General features: G+C 38.0%; 13 protein-coding genes, 1 other RNA gene and 1 pseudogene. 8 read left to right on the top strand and 7 right to left on the bottom strand.

Annotation, left to right across the window (positions count from 1 at the left end; translation table 11 throughout):
- Positions 1–5: 5 nt before the first annotated feature.
- The 4 genes from VB694_RS18605 to atpD all read right to left on the bottom strand — a co-directional run bounded on the left by VB694_RS18605 (position 6) and on the right by atpD (position 4,797).
- Positions 6–2,102 carry a flotillin family protein gene (locus VB694_RS18605; protein WP_323361822.1) on the bottom strand — a complete coding sequence of 699 codons (2,097 nt, stop codon included), beginning with the start codon at positions 2,100–2,102 and terminating at the stop codon, positions 6–8.
- 131 nt (positions 2,103–2,233) lie between these two features.
- A complete protein-coding gene (locus VB694_RS18600; protein ID WP_323361821.1) occupies positions 2,234–2,491 on the bottom strand; it encodes a hypothetical protein in 258 nt (85 codons plus the stop codon).
- Between the two features lie 257 nt (positions 2,492–2,748).
- Positions 2,749–3,162, bottom strand: coding sequence for an ATP synthase F1 subunit epsilon (atpC, locus tag VB694_RS18595; protein WP_323361820.1), 414 nt, complete (start codon positions 3,160–3,162; stop codon positions 2,749–2,751).
- A 186-nt stretch (positions 3,163–3,348) separates the two neighbouring features.
- Positions 3,349–4,797, bottom strand: coding sequence for a F0F1 ATP synthase subunit beta (gene atpD / locus VB694_RS18590; RefSeq protein WP_323361819.1), 1,449 nt, complete (start codon positions 4,795–4,797; stop codon positions 3,349–3,351).
- A gap of 341 nt (positions 4,798–5,138) precedes the next feature.
- Between atpD and VB694_RS18585 the strand changes: the two genes are divergently transcribed.
- A complete protein-coding gene (locus VB694_RS18585) occupies positions 5,139–6,095 on the top strand; it encodes a hypothetical protein (protein WP_323361818.1) in 957 nt (318 codons plus the stop codon).
- 219 nt (positions 6,096–6,314) lie between these two features.
- Here VB694_RS18585 and VB694_RS18580 read toward each other — a convergent pair whose 3' ends face one another.
- Positions 6,315–7,154, bottom strand: a complete 840-nt coding sequence (locus tag VB694_RS18580; protein WP_323361817.1) for an FAD-binding domain-containing protein — start codon at positions 7,152–7,154, stop codon at positions 6,315–6,317.
- Between the two features lie 127 nt (positions 7,155–7,281).
- Here VB694_RS18580 and VB694_RS18575 point away from each other — a divergent pair, with 127 nt between their 5' ends.
- The 6 genes and pseudogenes from VB694_RS18575 to ssrA all read left to right on the top strand — a co-directional run bounded on the left by VB694_RS18575 (position 7,282) and on the right by ssrA (position 14,109).
- Entirely contained in the window at positions 7,282–9,180 is a 1,899-nt protein-coding gene (locus VB694_RS18575) for a lipoxygenase family protein (protein ID WP_323361816.1), read from the top strand.
- Between the two features lie 100 nt (positions 9,181–9,280).
- Positions 9,281–9,757, top strand: coding sequence for a thioredoxin-dependent thiol peroxidase (gene bcp, locus VB694_RS18570; RefSeq protein WP_323361815.1), 477 nt, complete (start codon positions 9,281–9,283; stop codon positions 9,755–9,757).
- 187 nt (positions 9,758–9,944) lie between these two features.
- Positions 9,945–10,468 (top strand): annotated as a pseudogene (locus tag VB694_RS18565) (restriction endonuclease subunit R).
- A 27-nt stretch (positions 10,469–10,495) separates the two neighbouring features.
- Positions 10,496–11,665 carry an IscS subfamily cysteine desulfurase gene (locus tag VB694_RS18560; protein ID WP_323361814.1) on the top strand — a complete coding sequence of 390 codons (1,170 nt, stop codon included), beginning with the start codon at positions 10,496–10,498 and terminating at the stop codon, positions 11,663–11,665.
- Positions 11,666–11,918: 253 nt separating this feature from the next.
- Entirely contained in the window at positions 11,919–13,589 is a 1,671-nt protein-coding gene (locus tag VB694_RS18555) for an NYN domain-containing protein (protein ID WP_323361813.1), read from the top strand.
- A gap of 131 nt (positions 13,590–13,720) precedes the next feature.
- Positions 13,721–14,109: a transfer-messenger RNA gene (ssrA, locus tag VB694_RS18550) on the top strand.
- Between the two features lie 231 nt (positions 14,110–14,340).
- On the opposite strand, the gene VB694_RS18545 is transcribed toward ssrA, so the two are convergent.
- A complete protein-coding gene (locus VB694_RS18545; protein WP_323361812.1) occupies positions 14,341–15,216 on the bottom strand; it encodes a M48 family metallopeptidase in 876 nt (291 codons plus the stop codon).
- A 76-nt stretch (positions 15,217–15,292) separates the two neighbouring features.
- A complete protein-coding gene (locus tag VB694_RS18540) occupies positions 15,293–16,000 on the bottom strand; it encodes a M15 family metallopeptidase (protein ID WP_323361877.1) in 708 nt (235 codons plus the stop codon).
- Between the two features lie 531 nt (positions 16,001–16,531).
- Between VB694_RS18540 and VB694_RS18535 the strand changes: the two genes are divergently transcribed.
- On the top strand, positions 16,532–16,762 hold the full coding sequence (locus VB694_RS18535) for a hypothetical protein (RefSeq protein WP_323361811.1): 231 nt from the start codon (positions 16,532–16,534) through the stop codon (positions 16,760–16,762).
- Positions 16,763–16,834: the final 72 nt, after the last annotated feature.

The raw sequence follows: 16,834 nt of genomic DNA, 5'->3' as shown, positions 1-16,834 counted from the left end.
AGAACTTACTCTTTTGGCAACTCACCTATGATTTGACTACCGTTACTTGGTTCACTTTTCTTAGGTGGTGGAGGTGGTGGAAATGCACCTGTTTTATTTGGGTTATGACCAGTTTGATTCCAGAGAATCATCGATAATAAACCATCTACCAAACCGTTGCTAGTGCCATTGTTACCTCCTACCATGATATCGGGAATTAAGCGGACATTGCGATCGCCGATAATTTGCATTAACTGCATAGCTGTGTATCCTTGCATTCCCAAAGCTTGCACACCTGTGCGGTAGGTTTCGGCTTTGGCGTTACCTGTAGCACGGATACCTTCCGCTTCTGCTAAGGCTTTTAGCTTGGTTGCTTCCGCTTGTCCATTAGCTTCTTTAATCGCAGCTTGAGATTTCAATTCGGCAATTTGCACACTTTGTTCCGATGAAACCATTTCCTGTTGAATATTAGCCAAAGCCGTTTCCCGCACCAGTTGTTGACGCTGGGTTTGTGCCATTTGCTGAACTTCGTAGGTTTTCCGTTCTTCTTCCGCAATTTTGCGGTCTGTTTGGGTCTGCATTAAAGTAGCAGGAGGCTGAATATCACCAATTAATGTATCTATAGCTTGAACATAATAGGCACGTAAAGCGGTTTTGATATAGTCTGCTGCTTCCGTTTGTCGTTCACTGCGGGCTGTGAGAAAATCGAGTACAGTGCAGTTTTGAGCAGAGTTACGGAAATAGTTACCAATGGTTGGTTCTAATACATGATCCACTAAATTTTGCATCGAACCAACGCGAGAAATTACCTTGGGTGCATCCAAAGCACCAACATGGATAATTTGCGCTACTTCTAAATCAAAAGCGAAACCATCACGTGATCTTACAGTTAAAGAAGCCAGTTGGGCATCATAACTATGACGTTCGGTTCGTCTTGACCAGTTTAAAACAATATTTGTCGTCGGTACTAACTCAATTTTCATAATCCGCGAGTTCAGCGGTTGTTTACCAGGATAAAGTGGTTCTACCCACACACCCTTGTGTCCTGGGTTAACTAAGTTACCGTGGGTAAAAGCTGCACCGCTGACATCTTCTTGATCTTGTCCTACGAAAGAAATTACCACACCAACATAACCAATGGGAATTTCCGTCATCGGTACTTGTTCGACTTGCACTAACCAAGGGTTTAAGTTCCAAGAACCAGAAAGTAAAATCTGTTCTTGTAAACCTCTTCTCCCACCACCATTGAGAAATTTTTGCCCATTCTGAAAGTTATCATGTCCTTCAATCACAGGCCCAGCGATTTCACCTGGGGGAATAGGTAAACCGTCTAAAGTAGTAACAATACCGACTTTATCAGATAAAACACTATACACCCGTAACTGTTCGGGATTCATGCCGTGACTACTAGCGTTAGCAGATGTAATCACTTTAAACAAGGCGGTGTTAATACGATAAGTACCGGCGGTGAGAAAACTCATTTGTCGGCCTTTTTCTCCACCTTTGGTCAAGAATTTGCGTGCATCTTGAAAATTATCACATTCGACAATTTTACCTAAAATCCGTTCTGGAGGGTTAGAAGCCCCATCTGCGGCGACAATTAAAGCAATTTGACCTTGGGGAACTACAACTACTGCTTCTTTTTTCACAGAATATTGCCAAGGCCAATGACCCCAGTGCCAACCAGGTGCGAGAGTATCTGCTTGTAAACCCGCTTCTCCGTTTAGGGCGATGAATCTCCCTGGAGGTAGTCCTTTACCGGTGAGGGCGAATTTTTTCACTACTATCCCCACTTCCCGTTCACCAATAACTACCAGTCCACCAAATACTAAGGGAACGAAAATGACTACACCGCCAAATAAAATCAAGGGGATGAGTGCAAAAGGTTCTATTCCCATTGCTTGATATTCAGTTCCGCCGATTGCTAACGGGTTAATATTCGGTTGTGTTTGACTAGGTTGAAATGAAACGGAAATGACTTCTTTTGCTTTGGGTGTTTTGATTGTGGCAGCGTTAGCAGTATTTATACCACTTGCTAAAGCTAAGGCTGCTACCGCAGATGCGGCTAAATGTACAAATTTATTGTGTTTACTCTTACCAAAGGAAGATGCAAAGCTTTTCATAATTTTTGCCCTTTTGGGCAACTAATCATTTAAGTTATCACTTCATTTAGATAGAGGTAGATTTCTTAAACTTGATGTAAGTTTTTAATAAGATTAACCCAGTGTCAGCATAAAAATGATTTAGTTCATGGCTAATTTTGTTGACTACGCAATAATCGCAAAATTTCATCTATACTCGCTTCTAAATTCATGATATCTGATTTTATTTGCCGGATATCGCTTTTAACCTCTTTCATATCAGAAGCCAAACCAGTGGCTAAAGTCAGCGTTGTAACTATAGCTACTTGGGAAGTCCCTATAGTTCCAGCTTGTATTTTCAGGTTAGTTACATCCTGGGTTAAATCATTCAATCTTGTATAAATATCATCAAATCGGGTGTCGTTTGTCATATTTTCCGTATAGTCTTATCACTATGTCTTTTCTAAGTTAGTAATTTTGCTGAGAACAGACTGCTTTTCTTGTGTCCAGATAGTAATCATTTGCTCCATTGCTTGACTTTATTATCAACATGAACAAAAATTAGTCAAGTATCAAATACTAATAAGTAATTAATAAAAAATCCTTGAAAAAGGATACAAGTATAAAAATTTGCATGATGGATACAACCACCATGCAATATCAAATAATTCAATTACCAATTCAGGTTTTACACCATACCACCAGCGGCTTGAAAACGAGCGCGAGCGCGTTTAAGTGCTTGGTTGGCTTGGATTTGGGCTTGTTTATCCCCTGTTGCAGATTGGTTGAATTTGGTTTGTGCTTCGCTGTAAGACTTGCGGGCATCATCTAAATTAATAGCATCCCCACGTTCAGCACCATTAACAAGAATGGTAACTTCATCTTCTTCCACTTCAGCAAAACCACCTAAAAGAGCGATCGCTTGCCAATTGGCATTCTTAGTTGCACGAACACGCATTACACCTGTATCTAAAGCAGATAACATTGGTGCGTGTCCAGTCAGGATGCCTAACTGACCAGTTGTGCTGGGCAGAATTACTTCCTCAGCTTGAGCATCCCATACAGTTTTATCTGGGGAAATTACACGAACGGTTAGAGTCATATTTTTAGTTTCTACTTAGTAATTAGGTGACAGTTGACAGGTGACAGGTGACAGTAAAGAAAGTAGAGGTGCAAGGGGTAGAGTGCATGGGTAAAATATTAACTTTTGCCTTTTGCCTCTTGCCTTTTGCCTTTTGCCTTCTGTTCCCTGTTCCCTGTTCCCTGTTCCCTGTTCCCTCTCTCTCTATTAGCCCTTGAGCTTTTCAGCTTTAGCGATCGCTTCGTTGATATCGCCTACCAAGTAGAAAGCTTGCTCAGGTAAAGCATCCAATTCACCAGAAAGAATTTGTTTAAATCCTTTAATGGTGTCTTCCAACTTCACATACTTACCAGGAGAACCGGTAAATACTTCAGCTACGAAGAAAGGCTGAGACAAGAACCGTTCAACTTTCCGCGCCCGTGCCACAATGAGACGGTCTTCTTCAGACAATTCATCTAAACCAAGAATGGCGATGATGTCTTGTAATTCTTTGTAACGTTGGAGGGTTGATTGTACAGCCCGTGCAGTATCGTAGTGATCACTACCAACGATATTGGGTTGTAACATTGTAGAAGTAGAACCCAGAGGATCAACCGCTGGATAGATACCCTTAGATGCCAAACCACGAGACAATACTGTTGTCCCGTCCAAGTGAGCAAAGGTGGTGGCAGGTGCGGGATCAGTCAAGTCATCGGCAGGTACATATACAGCTTGAATAGAAGTAATAGAACCTTCGGTGGTGGAGGTAATCCGTTCTTGCAATGCACCCACATCTGTACCCAGAGTAGGCTGATATCCTACCGCAGAAGGCATCCGACCCAAGAGCGCGGATACTTCAGAACCAGCTTGTACAAAGCGGAAAATGTTATCAACAAACAGCAATACGTCTTGCTTGTTGACATCACGGAAATATTCAGCCATTGTCAAACCAGACAAACCAACCCGCATTCTTGCTCCGGGTGGTTCGTTCATTTGACCATACACTAGAGCAATCTTGGATTCATTGAGATTATCTTTATTGATAACCCCAGATTCCATCATTTCGTTGTAGAGGTCATTTCCTTCACGAGTGCGTTCACCCACACCCGCAAATACAGACACACCACCATGTTGGGTAGCGATGTTGTTGATCAATTCCATCATGATCACGGTTTTACCAACACCAGCACCACCAAACAGACCGATTTTACCACCGCGTCTGTAGGGAGTCAGCAAGTCAACAACCTTAATCCCCGTTTCAAACACAGAAGGATTGGTTTCCAAATCTGTGAATTTAGGAGGATCACGGTGAATGGGTAGGGTTGTTTCCGCGTTTACCGGACCTTGATTATCTACAGGTTCGCCTAAAACGTTGAAAATCCGACCCAGAGTAGCTTTACCAACGGGGACGCTGATGGGAGCGCCTGTATCAACTACTTCTAAACCACGGACTAAACCATCTGTGGTACTCATGGATACAGCCCGGACTTGGTTGTCGCCTAGAAGTTGCTGTACTTCAACAGTTAAACTGAGATGTTGTCCAGCTTCGTTGGTGCCAGTGATAGTCAAAGCGTTGTAGATTTGGGGTAATTTACCGCCGGGGAACTTAACGTCTACAACCGGACCAATTACTTGGGTAATGTAACCTATGTTTGTTTTTTCTGCGGTGGTGACCATGCTGCGCCTAATGAATGAAGCTAGTTTTCACAATCGGTCGTCAAAGACCTGAGATCAAGCGATATCATCTTTTAGGTTAGCACTTAACGCCCCCACCTTTGCCTTAAATTCATTATTAAGAGAAGATCCCCAATTACTTGAAAATTCTTGAACTACTTAGGAATCTTAGGAATGTTTGGTATCACAAGCCCTTGTGTCATCATAACGCCATGATCCAAACTTGTCAGAAATGGCTATAGCTTGCGTGATGACGTTGGAGTCATACTTATCCCGTTAGAGAGACAGGATACACCCAGGATTAATTAAAGCATGAACAGGATGAAAGCAGGAATTAAAATCTGATGACTCGTTTTATACATGATCAATTCGCAAAACAATATCTCACAGAATTATTAACACCTTACGGAGAAGTAGAAACCAGCAAAGATATCACCGCAGAAGTCAGACAAATTGATGTATTATTTATTCCTTCACCCCAACCCACACAAAGCTTAGAAACACTAGGAATACTAGGACAAATGGCGGCAAATTATGCCATATTTGAGCCATTTCGTAATCCCGTCAGTAAGAGTGAAATTCGCAGTTGTATGGGTAAATTATTTGACGTTCATGCAGACTTAGAACGGCAAGCAAAACGCAATGAGACGAGAATTAATGAAGCTGAATTACCCCAGTTATGGATTCTTACGCCTACAGCATCAGTAGAAATTCTAGAGAGCTTCAATGGTACTGTGAATGAAATAAACTGGGGAAAAGGCATCTATTTTTTACCAAAAGCATTAAAAACCGTAGTTGTAGCGATTCATCAACTACCCAGTACACCCGAAACGCTGTTTTTGCGGATATTAGGAAAAGGAAAAGTACAAAGACAAGCATTAGAAGAATTAGAAGCACTAGCAAATGATAGTCCCTTTCTTGCGGATATTATACAATTAGTAAATAACCTAATTGCTGTGTTATCGGCTCGTCAGCGTCAAGAACAAGATATTGATCAAGATGATCAGGAGTTAATTATGAAATTATCGGAAATGTATCAACAACAATTAGAAGAACTTAAAAAACAAGGACTTCAAGAAGGACGACAAGAAGGACGACAAGAAGGACGACAAGAAGGACGACAAGAAGGTGTAGAAAGAGAACGACGGGCTATGATTGAAAGTATTTTACAAGTGCGCTTTGGTGCAGTTGATTCACAGTTAGCAACAATTATCGACCATCTCATTGCTATGAATAGAGAAGAATTTACTCCTTTGCTTTTACAGTTATCTCGTGAGGAGTTATTGGCTAGATTTGCGTGAATTTAGCAAAATAAAAATGAATAATGATCAGGTAAGGGTTTAGTGGTGCTAAACCCCCATATACTTCTCCCTTCGACTTCGCTCAGGGAAAGGGAGCATTTTTGCAATGATTGTCATTTTGACATTCGGCAAGCCCTATGTAGCAAATTTGTATTTCCTACTGCCTTTTGCCTCTTGCCTCTTGCCTTGCCTCAACGATAAATTTCAACGCCTACCTACTTATTTTCCTTTTTTACCCTTCTGCCAACTTTGACTATTAGGCTTGTTACTAAACTCCCCCTTGGGAAAAAGCCGCTGTTCTAATTCTTCATAACTGCCTTCAAAATCACAACTTCCATAAAGCGGACATTGACGACAATAGACTCCTTGAGTATAATGTTCTAAATTTTCCCGATTGAAAAAATAGGGTTTGTGACTAAAGGCGCTGGCTACCCATTGCCATGACATATTATTACTGGCTGGATCGCCATCAAGCAAGTGTTGTAAAAACCATTTTGCGCCGGCTTGCCATTGAATGCGTCGCCAATGAATAATATAAGCAGCTAACCACATTCTCACATGATTGTGCAAGTAGCCAGTTTCTCGTAATTCCTGACTAAAACTATCAATACAAACCAGTCCTGTTTTACCTGCTGTAATATCTACCGATAAATGTGCTGCGTAGTCTGCTGGTTGATAACCGGTTTTGTATTCTTCTTGGTTTTCCCAAATGCCTTTTCCTAGTTTGACATATAACCTTTGCCAGTAGTCACGCCAGCCTAATTCAGTGATTAACTTAGTTGCATCCTCTGTATTTTCCACACCTTCAAGAATATAGTCTCTAATTTCTCCTAAACTCAAAACACCGTGACGAATATAAGGTGATAATCTAGTAACTGCACCAGTTAGAGAATTACGTGTTTTCGCGTAGGCTATGGGGTCTACTTTTTTTAGTATTTCCTCTGCGGCTTTTCTTCCTCCCAAAGTAACGCTAATATGATCATCTCTTTCTGCTGCTTGGGGAAATTGTTCGCGCAGGTAAATTATTAATTCATCTCGACTGGTAAAATCACGTAACATAAATCTTAGTGACAACCGTTTAAATGGTAATACCCATTTTAAACACAATGGCAGTAAATTGAAACTAGCTACTTTTCACAATCCCAAATCTAAAACCTAAAATCTAAAATCTAAATAGGAGTAAATTATGAGAAAATATCCATCTTTGCAAGAACAACAAGGTTACTATCGTTATGATCCCAATAACTTAGATCAAAAGGGATATGCACGATTATTTCCCCACACTGGGGAAGATGGCGTTATCCGTTACATTTTCACAAAATTAGGTCAAAATCTCGTAGAACAGGGGAAACTTTCAGAACCTTGGACTTTATTGCTCAAGCAGTTAGATCAAAAAATTGCAGATTTAGAAGAAAATTGGCTGAATATATCAACTTTACTGGTAGGATGTGAGGTTTTTCAGTCGGGATGGTTCAATTTATATTTACCTCCCAATGAACAATTTAATAGTAGTTATATCAGGGAAAGAAAGAAGTTACTGCAAACGATTATGGCAGCTACAAAAAACATTGCCAATGTAGATAAAAATCTACATCGAAAGTTATTTTTTCAAGCATTAGCTAAAAGTGCAGATATTAAATGTCCTGTAATGAGTGTAATTCATGAACGAGATGGAGGTTTGAGCGATAAAGAATTTGTTCGTCAACGTTTAGCTGGCGCTAACCCCACAGTTATCCGCAGAATTCAGGCAAATGACCAAACTTTTCTGCAAGCTTTGGCTACTCAACCTTACAAATTAGCGAATAACGGTACAATTGATTTAATCAAATCCGCAAGTGAAAATAGATTGTTTATTGCTGACTATCCCATTTTGAAAGATTTGAAAGTTACCGATTTACAACCTGGTAAATATGTGGGTAGTCCGGTGGCTTTATTTTATAATACAGATAAAGGGTTAGAACCTGTATTAATTGAAGTTGAAAAAGGTAGAGTTGTGACTCCGGGAATTACTGGAGAGTCAGCAGATGATTGGATGAAAGCAAAATTATATTTGCAAACTGCGGATGCTACCCATCATCAATTAATTGCTCATGTGACTTATACTCATTTAGCAATGGAAGCATTAGCTGTTGCTACTCCTAGACAATTACCAACTAATCACCCAGTTTACCAATTATTATCACCCCATTTTAAATTTTTAATTGCCATTAATAACCGGGGAAATAGTATTTTATTATCAGAAGGAGCAGCAATTGATAATTTGATAGCTCCCACTATCGAAACTTCTGCTAAGTTGATGAATAAAGCTTATCGAGATAAGTCTTTTTGGTATTATTCTCTGTTAAATGATATTGAAGTCCGGGGAATAGAACCGAAATTATTACCAGATTTTCCCTATCGTGACGATGCTTTGCTATTATGGGAAGCGATCGCTAAATACACAAATCGCTATTTACAACGTTACTACCCAGACGATAAAGCAGTCATACAAGACCCCTATTTACAAGCTTGGGCTGAAGAACTCGGCGCACCTTTAAACACCCGTCCCAAATCAGATTTTCCCCAAGCACCTGCATGGTTTCCTAAAGAATTAGTAACAGCATCAGGAATAGAACCCCAATCACTACCTTCCTATCCCCGTGTACCAGGGTTTACAAAAATAGGTAGTTTGCAACAATTAATAGACATTGCGACTATCGTTATCTTTACCTGTGGACCCCAACACGCAGCCATTAATTTTAGTCAATACGATTACTTTAGTTATGTCCCTAACGCACCCTTAGCAATGTATAGCCGCCCCGATACACCAGCTAGTTTAGAAGAAATTCTACCACCAACAAACAGAGATTTAGAGCAGATGCAATTAACCTTTGCGTTAAGTGGAATTAACTGGAGTAAATTAGGAAGTTCTGATTTTATTCAGTTTGCAGATAAAATTGATCGGCAAATTCTCGCCCAATTTCAAAATGATTTGCTGGAGATTGAAGGCAGAATTAAAACCCGAAATCAGCAGCGTTTAACAGATAGCGGTGTTGAATATCCCTATCTTTTACCTTCTCGTATTCCCAATAGTATTAATATCTAGGCATCACGCCAAAACGATTCTAGAGACGTTTCCTGAAATGTCTCTAAATTTAACAAATACCGTTACAGTTTTAAAGTCTCCTATCTTCATACATTCCATCATGACTAATATTCCTCAAATCGGACAACCAGCACCTGAATTTTCCACCCCAGACCAAAACGACAAACTGATTAATCTTGCTGACTGCAACCAGTGGATAGTTCTTTATTTTTACCCCAAAGATGACACCCCCGGATGCACTACAGAAGCCAAAGATTTTACAGATTTATCCTCACAATTTACCGATTTAGGTGCTAAAATTATCGGTGTCAGTCCAGATTCTGGTAAATCTCATTGCAAATTTATCGACAAACATAATTTATCAATTACCCTATTAAGTGACCCAGAACATCAATTAATAGAAGCCTATGGTGCGTGGCGTTTAAAGAAATTTATGGGCAAAGAATATATGGGGGTTGCTCGTTCAACTTTCTTAATTTCCCCTGATAAAATCATCGCCTACTCTTGGCCAAATGTAAAAACAAAAGGTCATGGTCAAGCAGTATTAAAAAAAATGCAGGAACTAACTGCTAAATAGACGGTTATTAGTGAGCGATTTATCGCTCTCCCTCAGCTTTTATTAACTTCTTTATAGTGATTTTATCGTTTGTTTTCAAAGTGTTAATTAATTTTAACCTGGTGTGATTTGGTCGTGTTTATAAAATAACATCATCATTCAGACCTTATATAATAGAAATAGCACTTCTATTTTTTATAGTATAAATATGGTTCAGTTCATTCAAGCGCAAAATGGAGGTATTGGCTATTTAGAAGAAAGATTTGGTATACAACGATCAAATGATGAAAAATTCTTTGCTGAATGGTGGGGAAACTTACCAGAAATTACAGATTTAGAAAAGCAATATCTAGAGCGTCGATTCAGTAATGCTAAGTAATCTGTTTTTCCCTTGTAGGGGTGAAGCATTCGGACAGAATATCAATGTTTTCAGCGATAGTTTATCACCCGAATGCTTCGCCCTTACGGTTACTGATAATTGAATCTAAAAGGGCTAGTTTTTCTTTGTTAGAAGCCATACCTCAAGCACTTACTTATATGCTTGCTAGTCCTCATCCAGAAAAGCCCATATTTGGATGTGTTACAAGTGGAGAAGATTTTCAATTTATCAAACTCATTCAGCAAGATACACCAACTTATGATTTGTCTGATAAATTCACTTTATCTAAACGGGAAAACGAACTTTATCAAGTTTTGAAAATCCTGAAAAAACTAGGTCAAATATTAACTTAATTCTTGAATTAATGGTTCAGTAAAATTATGTCTAATCGTCCCATTTACCTCGATTATCACGCTACCACACCAGTAGATGAAAGGGTACTAAATGCAATGATTCCTTACTTTACAGAAAAGTTTGGTAATGCAGCTAGTATAAGTCATGTTTACGGTTGGGAATCAGAAGCAGCAGTTAAACAAACCAGGGAAATTTTAGCAACTGCTATTAATGCTAAACCTGAAGAAATTGTCTTTACTAGTGGTGCAACAGAAGCTAATAATTTGGCTATCAAAGGTATAGCAGAAGCGTATTTTTCTAAAGGTCAACATATTGTTACTGTCGCCACTGAACACAAAGCAGTTTTAGACCCTTGTGAATATTTAAAATCCTTGGGGTTTGAAATTACAATTCTCCCAGTTCAAAAAGATGGATTAATTGATTTAGAAAAATTAGAAAAATCCTTGCGTCATGATACAATTTTAGTATCAGTTATGGCTGCAAATAATGAAATCGGCGTTTTACAACCATTAGCAGAAATTGGGGAAATGTGCCGTCAACGGCAAATTATTTTTCACACCGATGCGGCTCAAGCTATTGGTAAAATCCCCTTAGATGTGGAAGCATTAAACATTGATTTAATGTCTTTAACTGCTCATAAAGTTTATGGTCCAAAAGGGATTGGCGCTTTATATGTTCGCAGACGTAACCCCAGAGTGCAACTGGCATCACAACAGCATGGAGGTGGACATGAAAGAGGTATGCGTTCTGGGACTTTATATACACCGCAAATAGTTGGTTTTGGTAAAGCTGTGGAAATTGCTTTAACAGAACAAGAAACAGAAAATCAGCGGTTAATAGAACTGCGAGAAAGACTGTGGCAAAAAATATCTCATGTAGAAGGAATTTATCTGAATGGACATCCGCAAAAACGATTAGCCGGAAACTTAAATATTAGTATTGAAGGTGTAGATGGTGCTGCACTTTCTTTAGGTTTACAACCAATAGCAGCAGTATCTTCTGGTTCTGCTTGTTCTTCAAATAATGTTGCACCTTCCTATGTGCTGATAGCTTTAGGACATTCCGAAAAATTAGCTTATGCTACCGTGCGGTTTGGCATTGGTAGATTTAATACTGTTGCAGAAATAGATACAGTTGCAGAACATTTAATTACTACTGTTAAAAGTTTAAGAAAATTCTCAGTAGTTACTTGTTAGTAAATCCAAATCCTCAATTTTTTCAAAAAGTTGGGGATTTTTTTATAATAAAATAAAATCTGTCAGTGAAAATATTCTTAATATTCACCCTGTTTTCTTAACTTTCATCCCCTTAAACATTTGTGGTAACACTTAAAAATTTTAATGATTGATATTTTTATTAAAACTACATTTAATCTGATTAATTCTGAACATTGAAGAAATTGCTTGATAACCCGTTCTTACTGTAACTCATAAACCTGAAATACTCTGTATGTTAAATCATGAGCGGCCGCTGACTACTACCTATGATTCTGTCTTGTTAAACAAAATAGCCTCTCAAATCTGCCAAGCTATCATTATTATCCAACAACAACAACCAGAATTTTTATTAGAAAAGTACAGAAAAGTCCAGTGGCAAAATCAGGCTAATCAATCAGCTTTAAATGCTAAATTTGTAGAATTACTGAGTCAAACTCGAACTTGGGAAGAACTCATAAAAAAGCTGCAACTATACCTGAAAGCAATTTTAGCGACTGAAGCTTTAAATTTACCAATAATATCAGAATTAATTTTCAAAATTCGTCAACAAAATCCCCTCCAAGCTGAGTTAAATAGCTCATTGATTCCTCCATTTATGCCTTCTTTGGTAACATTAGGAATCACCGTTTTACTTTTAGATGCGGAAAATTTACAACTTAGCACCAATACAGAAAAGTTTTTAACAACTATTTGTAATTTTCCATTGCAAGTAAAAATTGCCTTTGCTAATTGGAGTAATCGAGGCAAACTAGATGTAGAATTACATGAACGTGGCTATGATTTGATTCATGTTCCTGCTGGGAGAGATAATGCAGATGGTAAAATGATTGCTTTTGGTGCATCAATTCATGAACTATATCCTAATGCTAAAGAAGTTTTTGTTTGCTCATCTGATAAAGTAATGACTAATTTATGCAACAACTTACAGCAGCATGGGTTAATAGTATATCAAGTCAGTCAGCATGGAGAAAATATTAATATTTTCAATAACTCCACAGGTGAAACTACGATTCATAGTGTTAAACCTTTACCAGAAATACCATCCTTTGAACAATTTATTCTCCAATTAAAAAAAATCATTAAAGATGAGCAAAACTTGACTGCTAGTTATTGGATTAAACTTTCTCAAATTTCTAAATTATATAAAATCAAATATCATTTAAATATTAGTCATATTGTCTCTAAATATTTGCCTGGCAAAAGAGACAGAGATATATTTATTAACCATCCAGCAGATTTTGTAATTCATCAGATTGATGATATGGGTGAATTATATGTAACTGTTTTTGAACATAATCAAAACTATCAAATTCAACCTAAAAATATTGGCATATCAAAATTAGAAAACAATAATAGCAAATCGGAATTATTATCTAAGATTACGACACCGTTACATTTAGAAGCAGCACTCAAGATGATTCTAGAAGAATTAATCAATGAATCTAATCAAAACAGTTTTGATATTAGTATTTTAGCAAGTAAATTTAAGCAAAAATATGGTAAAACTATCACAAATCAACTGAAACAATTACAGATAAGTGGTACATTTATCAAGTTTTTGCAGTCTTGTAGTTATTTTCAAGTTCAACTCCAAAATAATAAATGGGAAGTAAATAAATTTGCACCTTGCATTCCATCATCTGTTTTATTATCTGGGATTAATTCTGTGGCTGATTTAGAACAAACTCTCAAAATGATTCTGGTAGAGTTAACGCAAGGTTCTAAAAATATTTATATTGATATTGGTCTTTTAGGTATTAAATTTAATCAAAAATCTGGTAAACCCATCACTAAGCAGATGAAAGAATTACAGATTAGTGGTAGTTTTCTCAAATTTCTACAATCTTGTAGTTCCTTCCAAATCCAGCAGAAAGGTAATAAATTCCAGGTATCGCTATCTTAGGTAATTGTTGTTGGTAATTGTTGGTTATTCCTCCCCAGTACCCAATCCCCAATCCCCAGTACCCAGAAATATTTTTTGTCAAGCAACACATTTTCAAAACTATGGACTATAATGAAAGTGTGTAAAGACATGGGGCTTTAACGGTTTCGACAGGTTGGCGAAAGCTGCTCTGTGATTCAGGTCGAGAGCGAGTCTCCTCTCGGAAATCAAAGACTCAAAAAAAAAGTAAATGCGAACAATATCGTAAACTTTGCTCGTAAGGATGCACTAGTTGCTGCCTAAAAACCTCTTATAGGTTCGAGCGTCTCCAGTTTGACTCCGTTAAGGACTAGAGACCTAACCCCAACGGATGCTCTAGTAAGCTTTCTCTGGTTTGCTTGCTGGCTAAGATTAATCAGAGTATCCTACGTTCGGGATAATGAACGATTCCCGCCTTGAGGGTCAGAAAGGCTAAACCTGTGAACGAGCGGGGAGTCAATACCCAATTTGGACATGGGTTCAACTCCCATAAGCTCCATTTTAAATGATTAACAAATCCACCTGGCACTTTGATGTGTAGGTGGATTTTGTTTTTAACTAAATCAATCAAAGCCTAGAACACCGATTCATTAATCGTAAGGGCGAAGCATTCGGACAGAATATCAATGGTTTCAGCGATAGCTTATCATCCGAATGCTTCGCCCCTACAAGAGAAAAACAGATTACCTAGCATTACTGAATCGACGCTCTAGATGATGGCATTCGCTGATAGCTACCAATTTCGCCAACCTCCCTTGGGTGCGATTTCACTTTTATCTTTAAAACCGTGATTTTGCAGTAACTTCTGGTAATCTAGACTACTACTCCAACGGTCAATTTCTCTCGCTCTTAATACTGGTACTGGATGACTTAATTGAGCGGTGCGGGCTTCTTTGACCATTTCCCCAAGTTCAGTTTTACTGATGTCATCATAAGCACGAGCTTGGGCAACAAAGGCATCAAGATTTAACTTGGGTGCTAAAGTTGGAGAACCGCCGGCTAACTTCATCAATACTGACATCACGACTTTGGGATTTTGGGTAGCTAACAAAGCGGCACGATCGCAGGTAAACTCAGCACAACGGACCCATTCTAATAACTGTGACTGCAACGCTTGAGCCACCACAGCACCCACATTAGGTAAAATCGCTGCGGCTAAGATTAATAAATTCACAGGTGTTAAATAAACACTATGATCACATTTGAGATGTCCCAACTCATGGGCAATTACTGCTTGAATTTCCTCTGGTGTGAGCATATCAATTAAAGAAGTGTGCAGCACCACAAAAGGCTGTTTACCCCGCATAGCAAAAGTATAAGCATTAGGCGCAGGATGTTGACGGACATATAACTGGGGTGGTTCAATATCTAAAACATTGCAAGCATCTAATAATAACTTGTGTAAATCAGGTAATTGTTTGTCACCAACCAAAATACTAGCAGCAATATTTTCTACATAAAAAACCTGTTCAGCCATTGGACCGAGCAAATTTCTGACCATCATATCTAAACCTGGAATTTGCTTGAGAGTTTGAGTAGCTTCCAAGTCCAGAGGATGACGGAATGAGTCAGCTTTTAAACCAACTAGTGAGGTTTTAACTAAAGACATAATGATGGCAATCAATAAAAAATATAATTCCCACAGCTAGTATAACGATTTCAATCGGGTGTTACAGGGAAGAATATCAAACAAGCTGAGATTCCCAACGCCCATAACGTGCAGTGACGGGATGATCAGGATTTGATTGATTACATAACCACGCCCACATTTGATCACCAAAAGAAAAATGCCACCATTCTTTAGGATTACGTTGAAACCCTGCCTTTAACATGATATCTAATAACAATTGTCGAAATTGATGGTATTTTTCATGACTATTAACATAATAATCGGGGTGCGATCGCTCGGACATTTCATCAATTGGTGAACCCATATTCACAACTTTCCCACCATCATCTACCAAAGTAATATCCACAGCAGACCCGGTACTATGGGGAGGAGGAGTATTTATATTTAAACTTGGTAAAGCCCAAATTTCATAAACTTGTTTCCAAATATTTTCTTTTTCCTGGGGTGATAAATTAGCTGCAATTAATCCTCTTTCTTGCAAAGCTTGTGCAAAGCTATAATCGACCATAAATTGCTGCACAGCCACCGGACGATAAGCATCAAAGATTTGAATATACCAACCAGGATGCAGTAATTGTAAATAATTTTGTGCCTTAATTAAGTTTTTAACAACACTTTCACGCAGATAATAAGGTGAGTGTTCGCCATAGTTAGCACCTAATTTTTCATAAGGATGGGGAGTTTCTACTGCAAACAATTCTAGGGGAATCTTAACTAAAGGTTCACCACATTCAATAATTGGAATTTTATGATATGGACGCATAATTTTACTTTCATCAAATTCTTGATTTATACTTATCATAAATCTTTTATGCCAATTAAGTTTTTACAGTATGGGGATAGAACGGGTGATAGGGTTGGGAAAGCCGTGTTAGTGCAAGTATAACCACATCCTCAAATTCCTAATAAATTTATATTAGACCTCTTGCACAATTGTTTTTGTGGTATAATTAAATATTTTAGATTTTATGTATGTTTGGGTGTTGTTGCGATAGCTACGCTCGCCGAAGGCATCGCAAATTTAAAGATAGGCGTTTAATTCTTCTAACTTTTGGCTAAAATTAAGGCAAACAGGGATTGTAACATAAAATGAATTCTGCAAGAGGTCTATTTGTTTGTTCCTAAAAATTAGGGTGAGTATTAATAACGTCAGTTGGTATTTAGGAAAACTGTCAGAAATGGCTACGCTAACAGGATGTCCAGGATTAAAGGATTTACAGGATGAAGACAGGAATTTTATCTGTAAAAATATTATCTGATTGATATATAATTTATAATAAGGAGGTATTTTAATATGTTGACTCTACAAGAAATTATTAACTCTATTGAAAACTTACCTACAGAAGACAGAGAGTATTTATTTGAGTTTCTCCGTCAACAAAGAATTGAAAACCGTCGTTTAGAAATCTTAGCTAATGCAAAAGAAGTAACAGAAGCATTTAAAAATGCTACTGCTAAAAGGGGAAGTGTAGATGATTTGATTGCTGACTTACTAGGAGATGATGATGGAAGTTGTCTGGAGTAGTGGATTTAAGCGGTCTTTTAAAAAGATTATCAAGAAAAATCCGCTATTAAAAAATAAAATCATTGATGTCTT

The organism is Anabaena sp. UHCC 0451 (assembly GCF_034931405.1).
GTDB lineage: Bacteria > Cyanobacteriota > Cyanobacteriia > Cyanobacteriales > Nostocaceae > RDYJ01.
The sequence above is the reverse complement of the archived record's forward strand: the minus strand, read 5'-3'. Positions and strand labels throughout refer to the sequence as shown.

Coding starts and splice junctions, on each gene's coding strand:
- VB694_RS18605 (WP_323361822.1), bottom strand. CDS start 2,102: ATGAAAAGCTTTGCATCTTCCTTTGGTAAGAGTAAACACAATAAATTT.
- VB694_RS18600 (WP_323361821.1), bottom strand. CDS start 2,491: ATGACAAACGACACCCGATTTGATGATATTTATACAAGATTGAATGAT.
- atpC (WP_323361820.1), bottom strand. CDS start 3,162: ATGACTCTAACCGTTCGTGTAATTTCCCCAGATAAAACTGTATGGGAT.
- atpD (WP_323361819.1), bottom strand. CDS start 4,797: ATGGTCACCACCGCAGAAAAAACAAACATAGGTTACATTACCCAAGTA.
- VB694_RS18585 (WP_323361818.1), top strand. CDS start 5,139: ATGACTCGTTTTATACATGATCAATTCGCAAAACAATATCTCACAGAA.
- VB694_RS18580 (WP_323361817.1), bottom strand. CDS start 7,154: ATGTTACGTGATTTTACCAGTCGAGATGAATTAATAATTTACCTGCGC.
- VB694_RS18575 (WP_323361816.1), top strand. CDS start 7,282: ATGAGAAAATATCCATCTTTGCAAGAACAACAAGGTTACTATCGTTAT.
- bcp (WP_323361815.1), top strand. CDS start 9,281: ATGACTAATATTCCTCAAATCGGACAACCAGCACCTGAATTTTCCACC.
- VB694_RS18560 (WP_323361814.1), top strand. CDS start 10,496: ATGTCTAATCGTCCCATTTACCTCGATTATCACGCTACCACACCAGTA.
- VB694_RS18555 (WP_323361813.1), top strand. CDS start 11,919: ATGTTAAATCATGAGCGGCCGCTGACTACTACCTATGATTCTGTCTTG.
- VB694_RS18545 (WP_323361812.1), bottom strand. CDS start 15,216: ATGTCTTTAGTTAAAACCTCACTAGTTGGTTTAAAAGCTGACTCATTC.
- VB694_RS18540 (WP_323361877.1), bottom strand. CDS start 16,000: ATGCGTCCATATCATAAAATTCCAATTATTGAATGTGGTGAACCTTTA.
- VB694_RS18535 (WP_323361811.1), top strand. CDS start 16,532: ATGTTGACTCTACAAGAAATTATTAACTCTATTGAAAACTTACCTACA.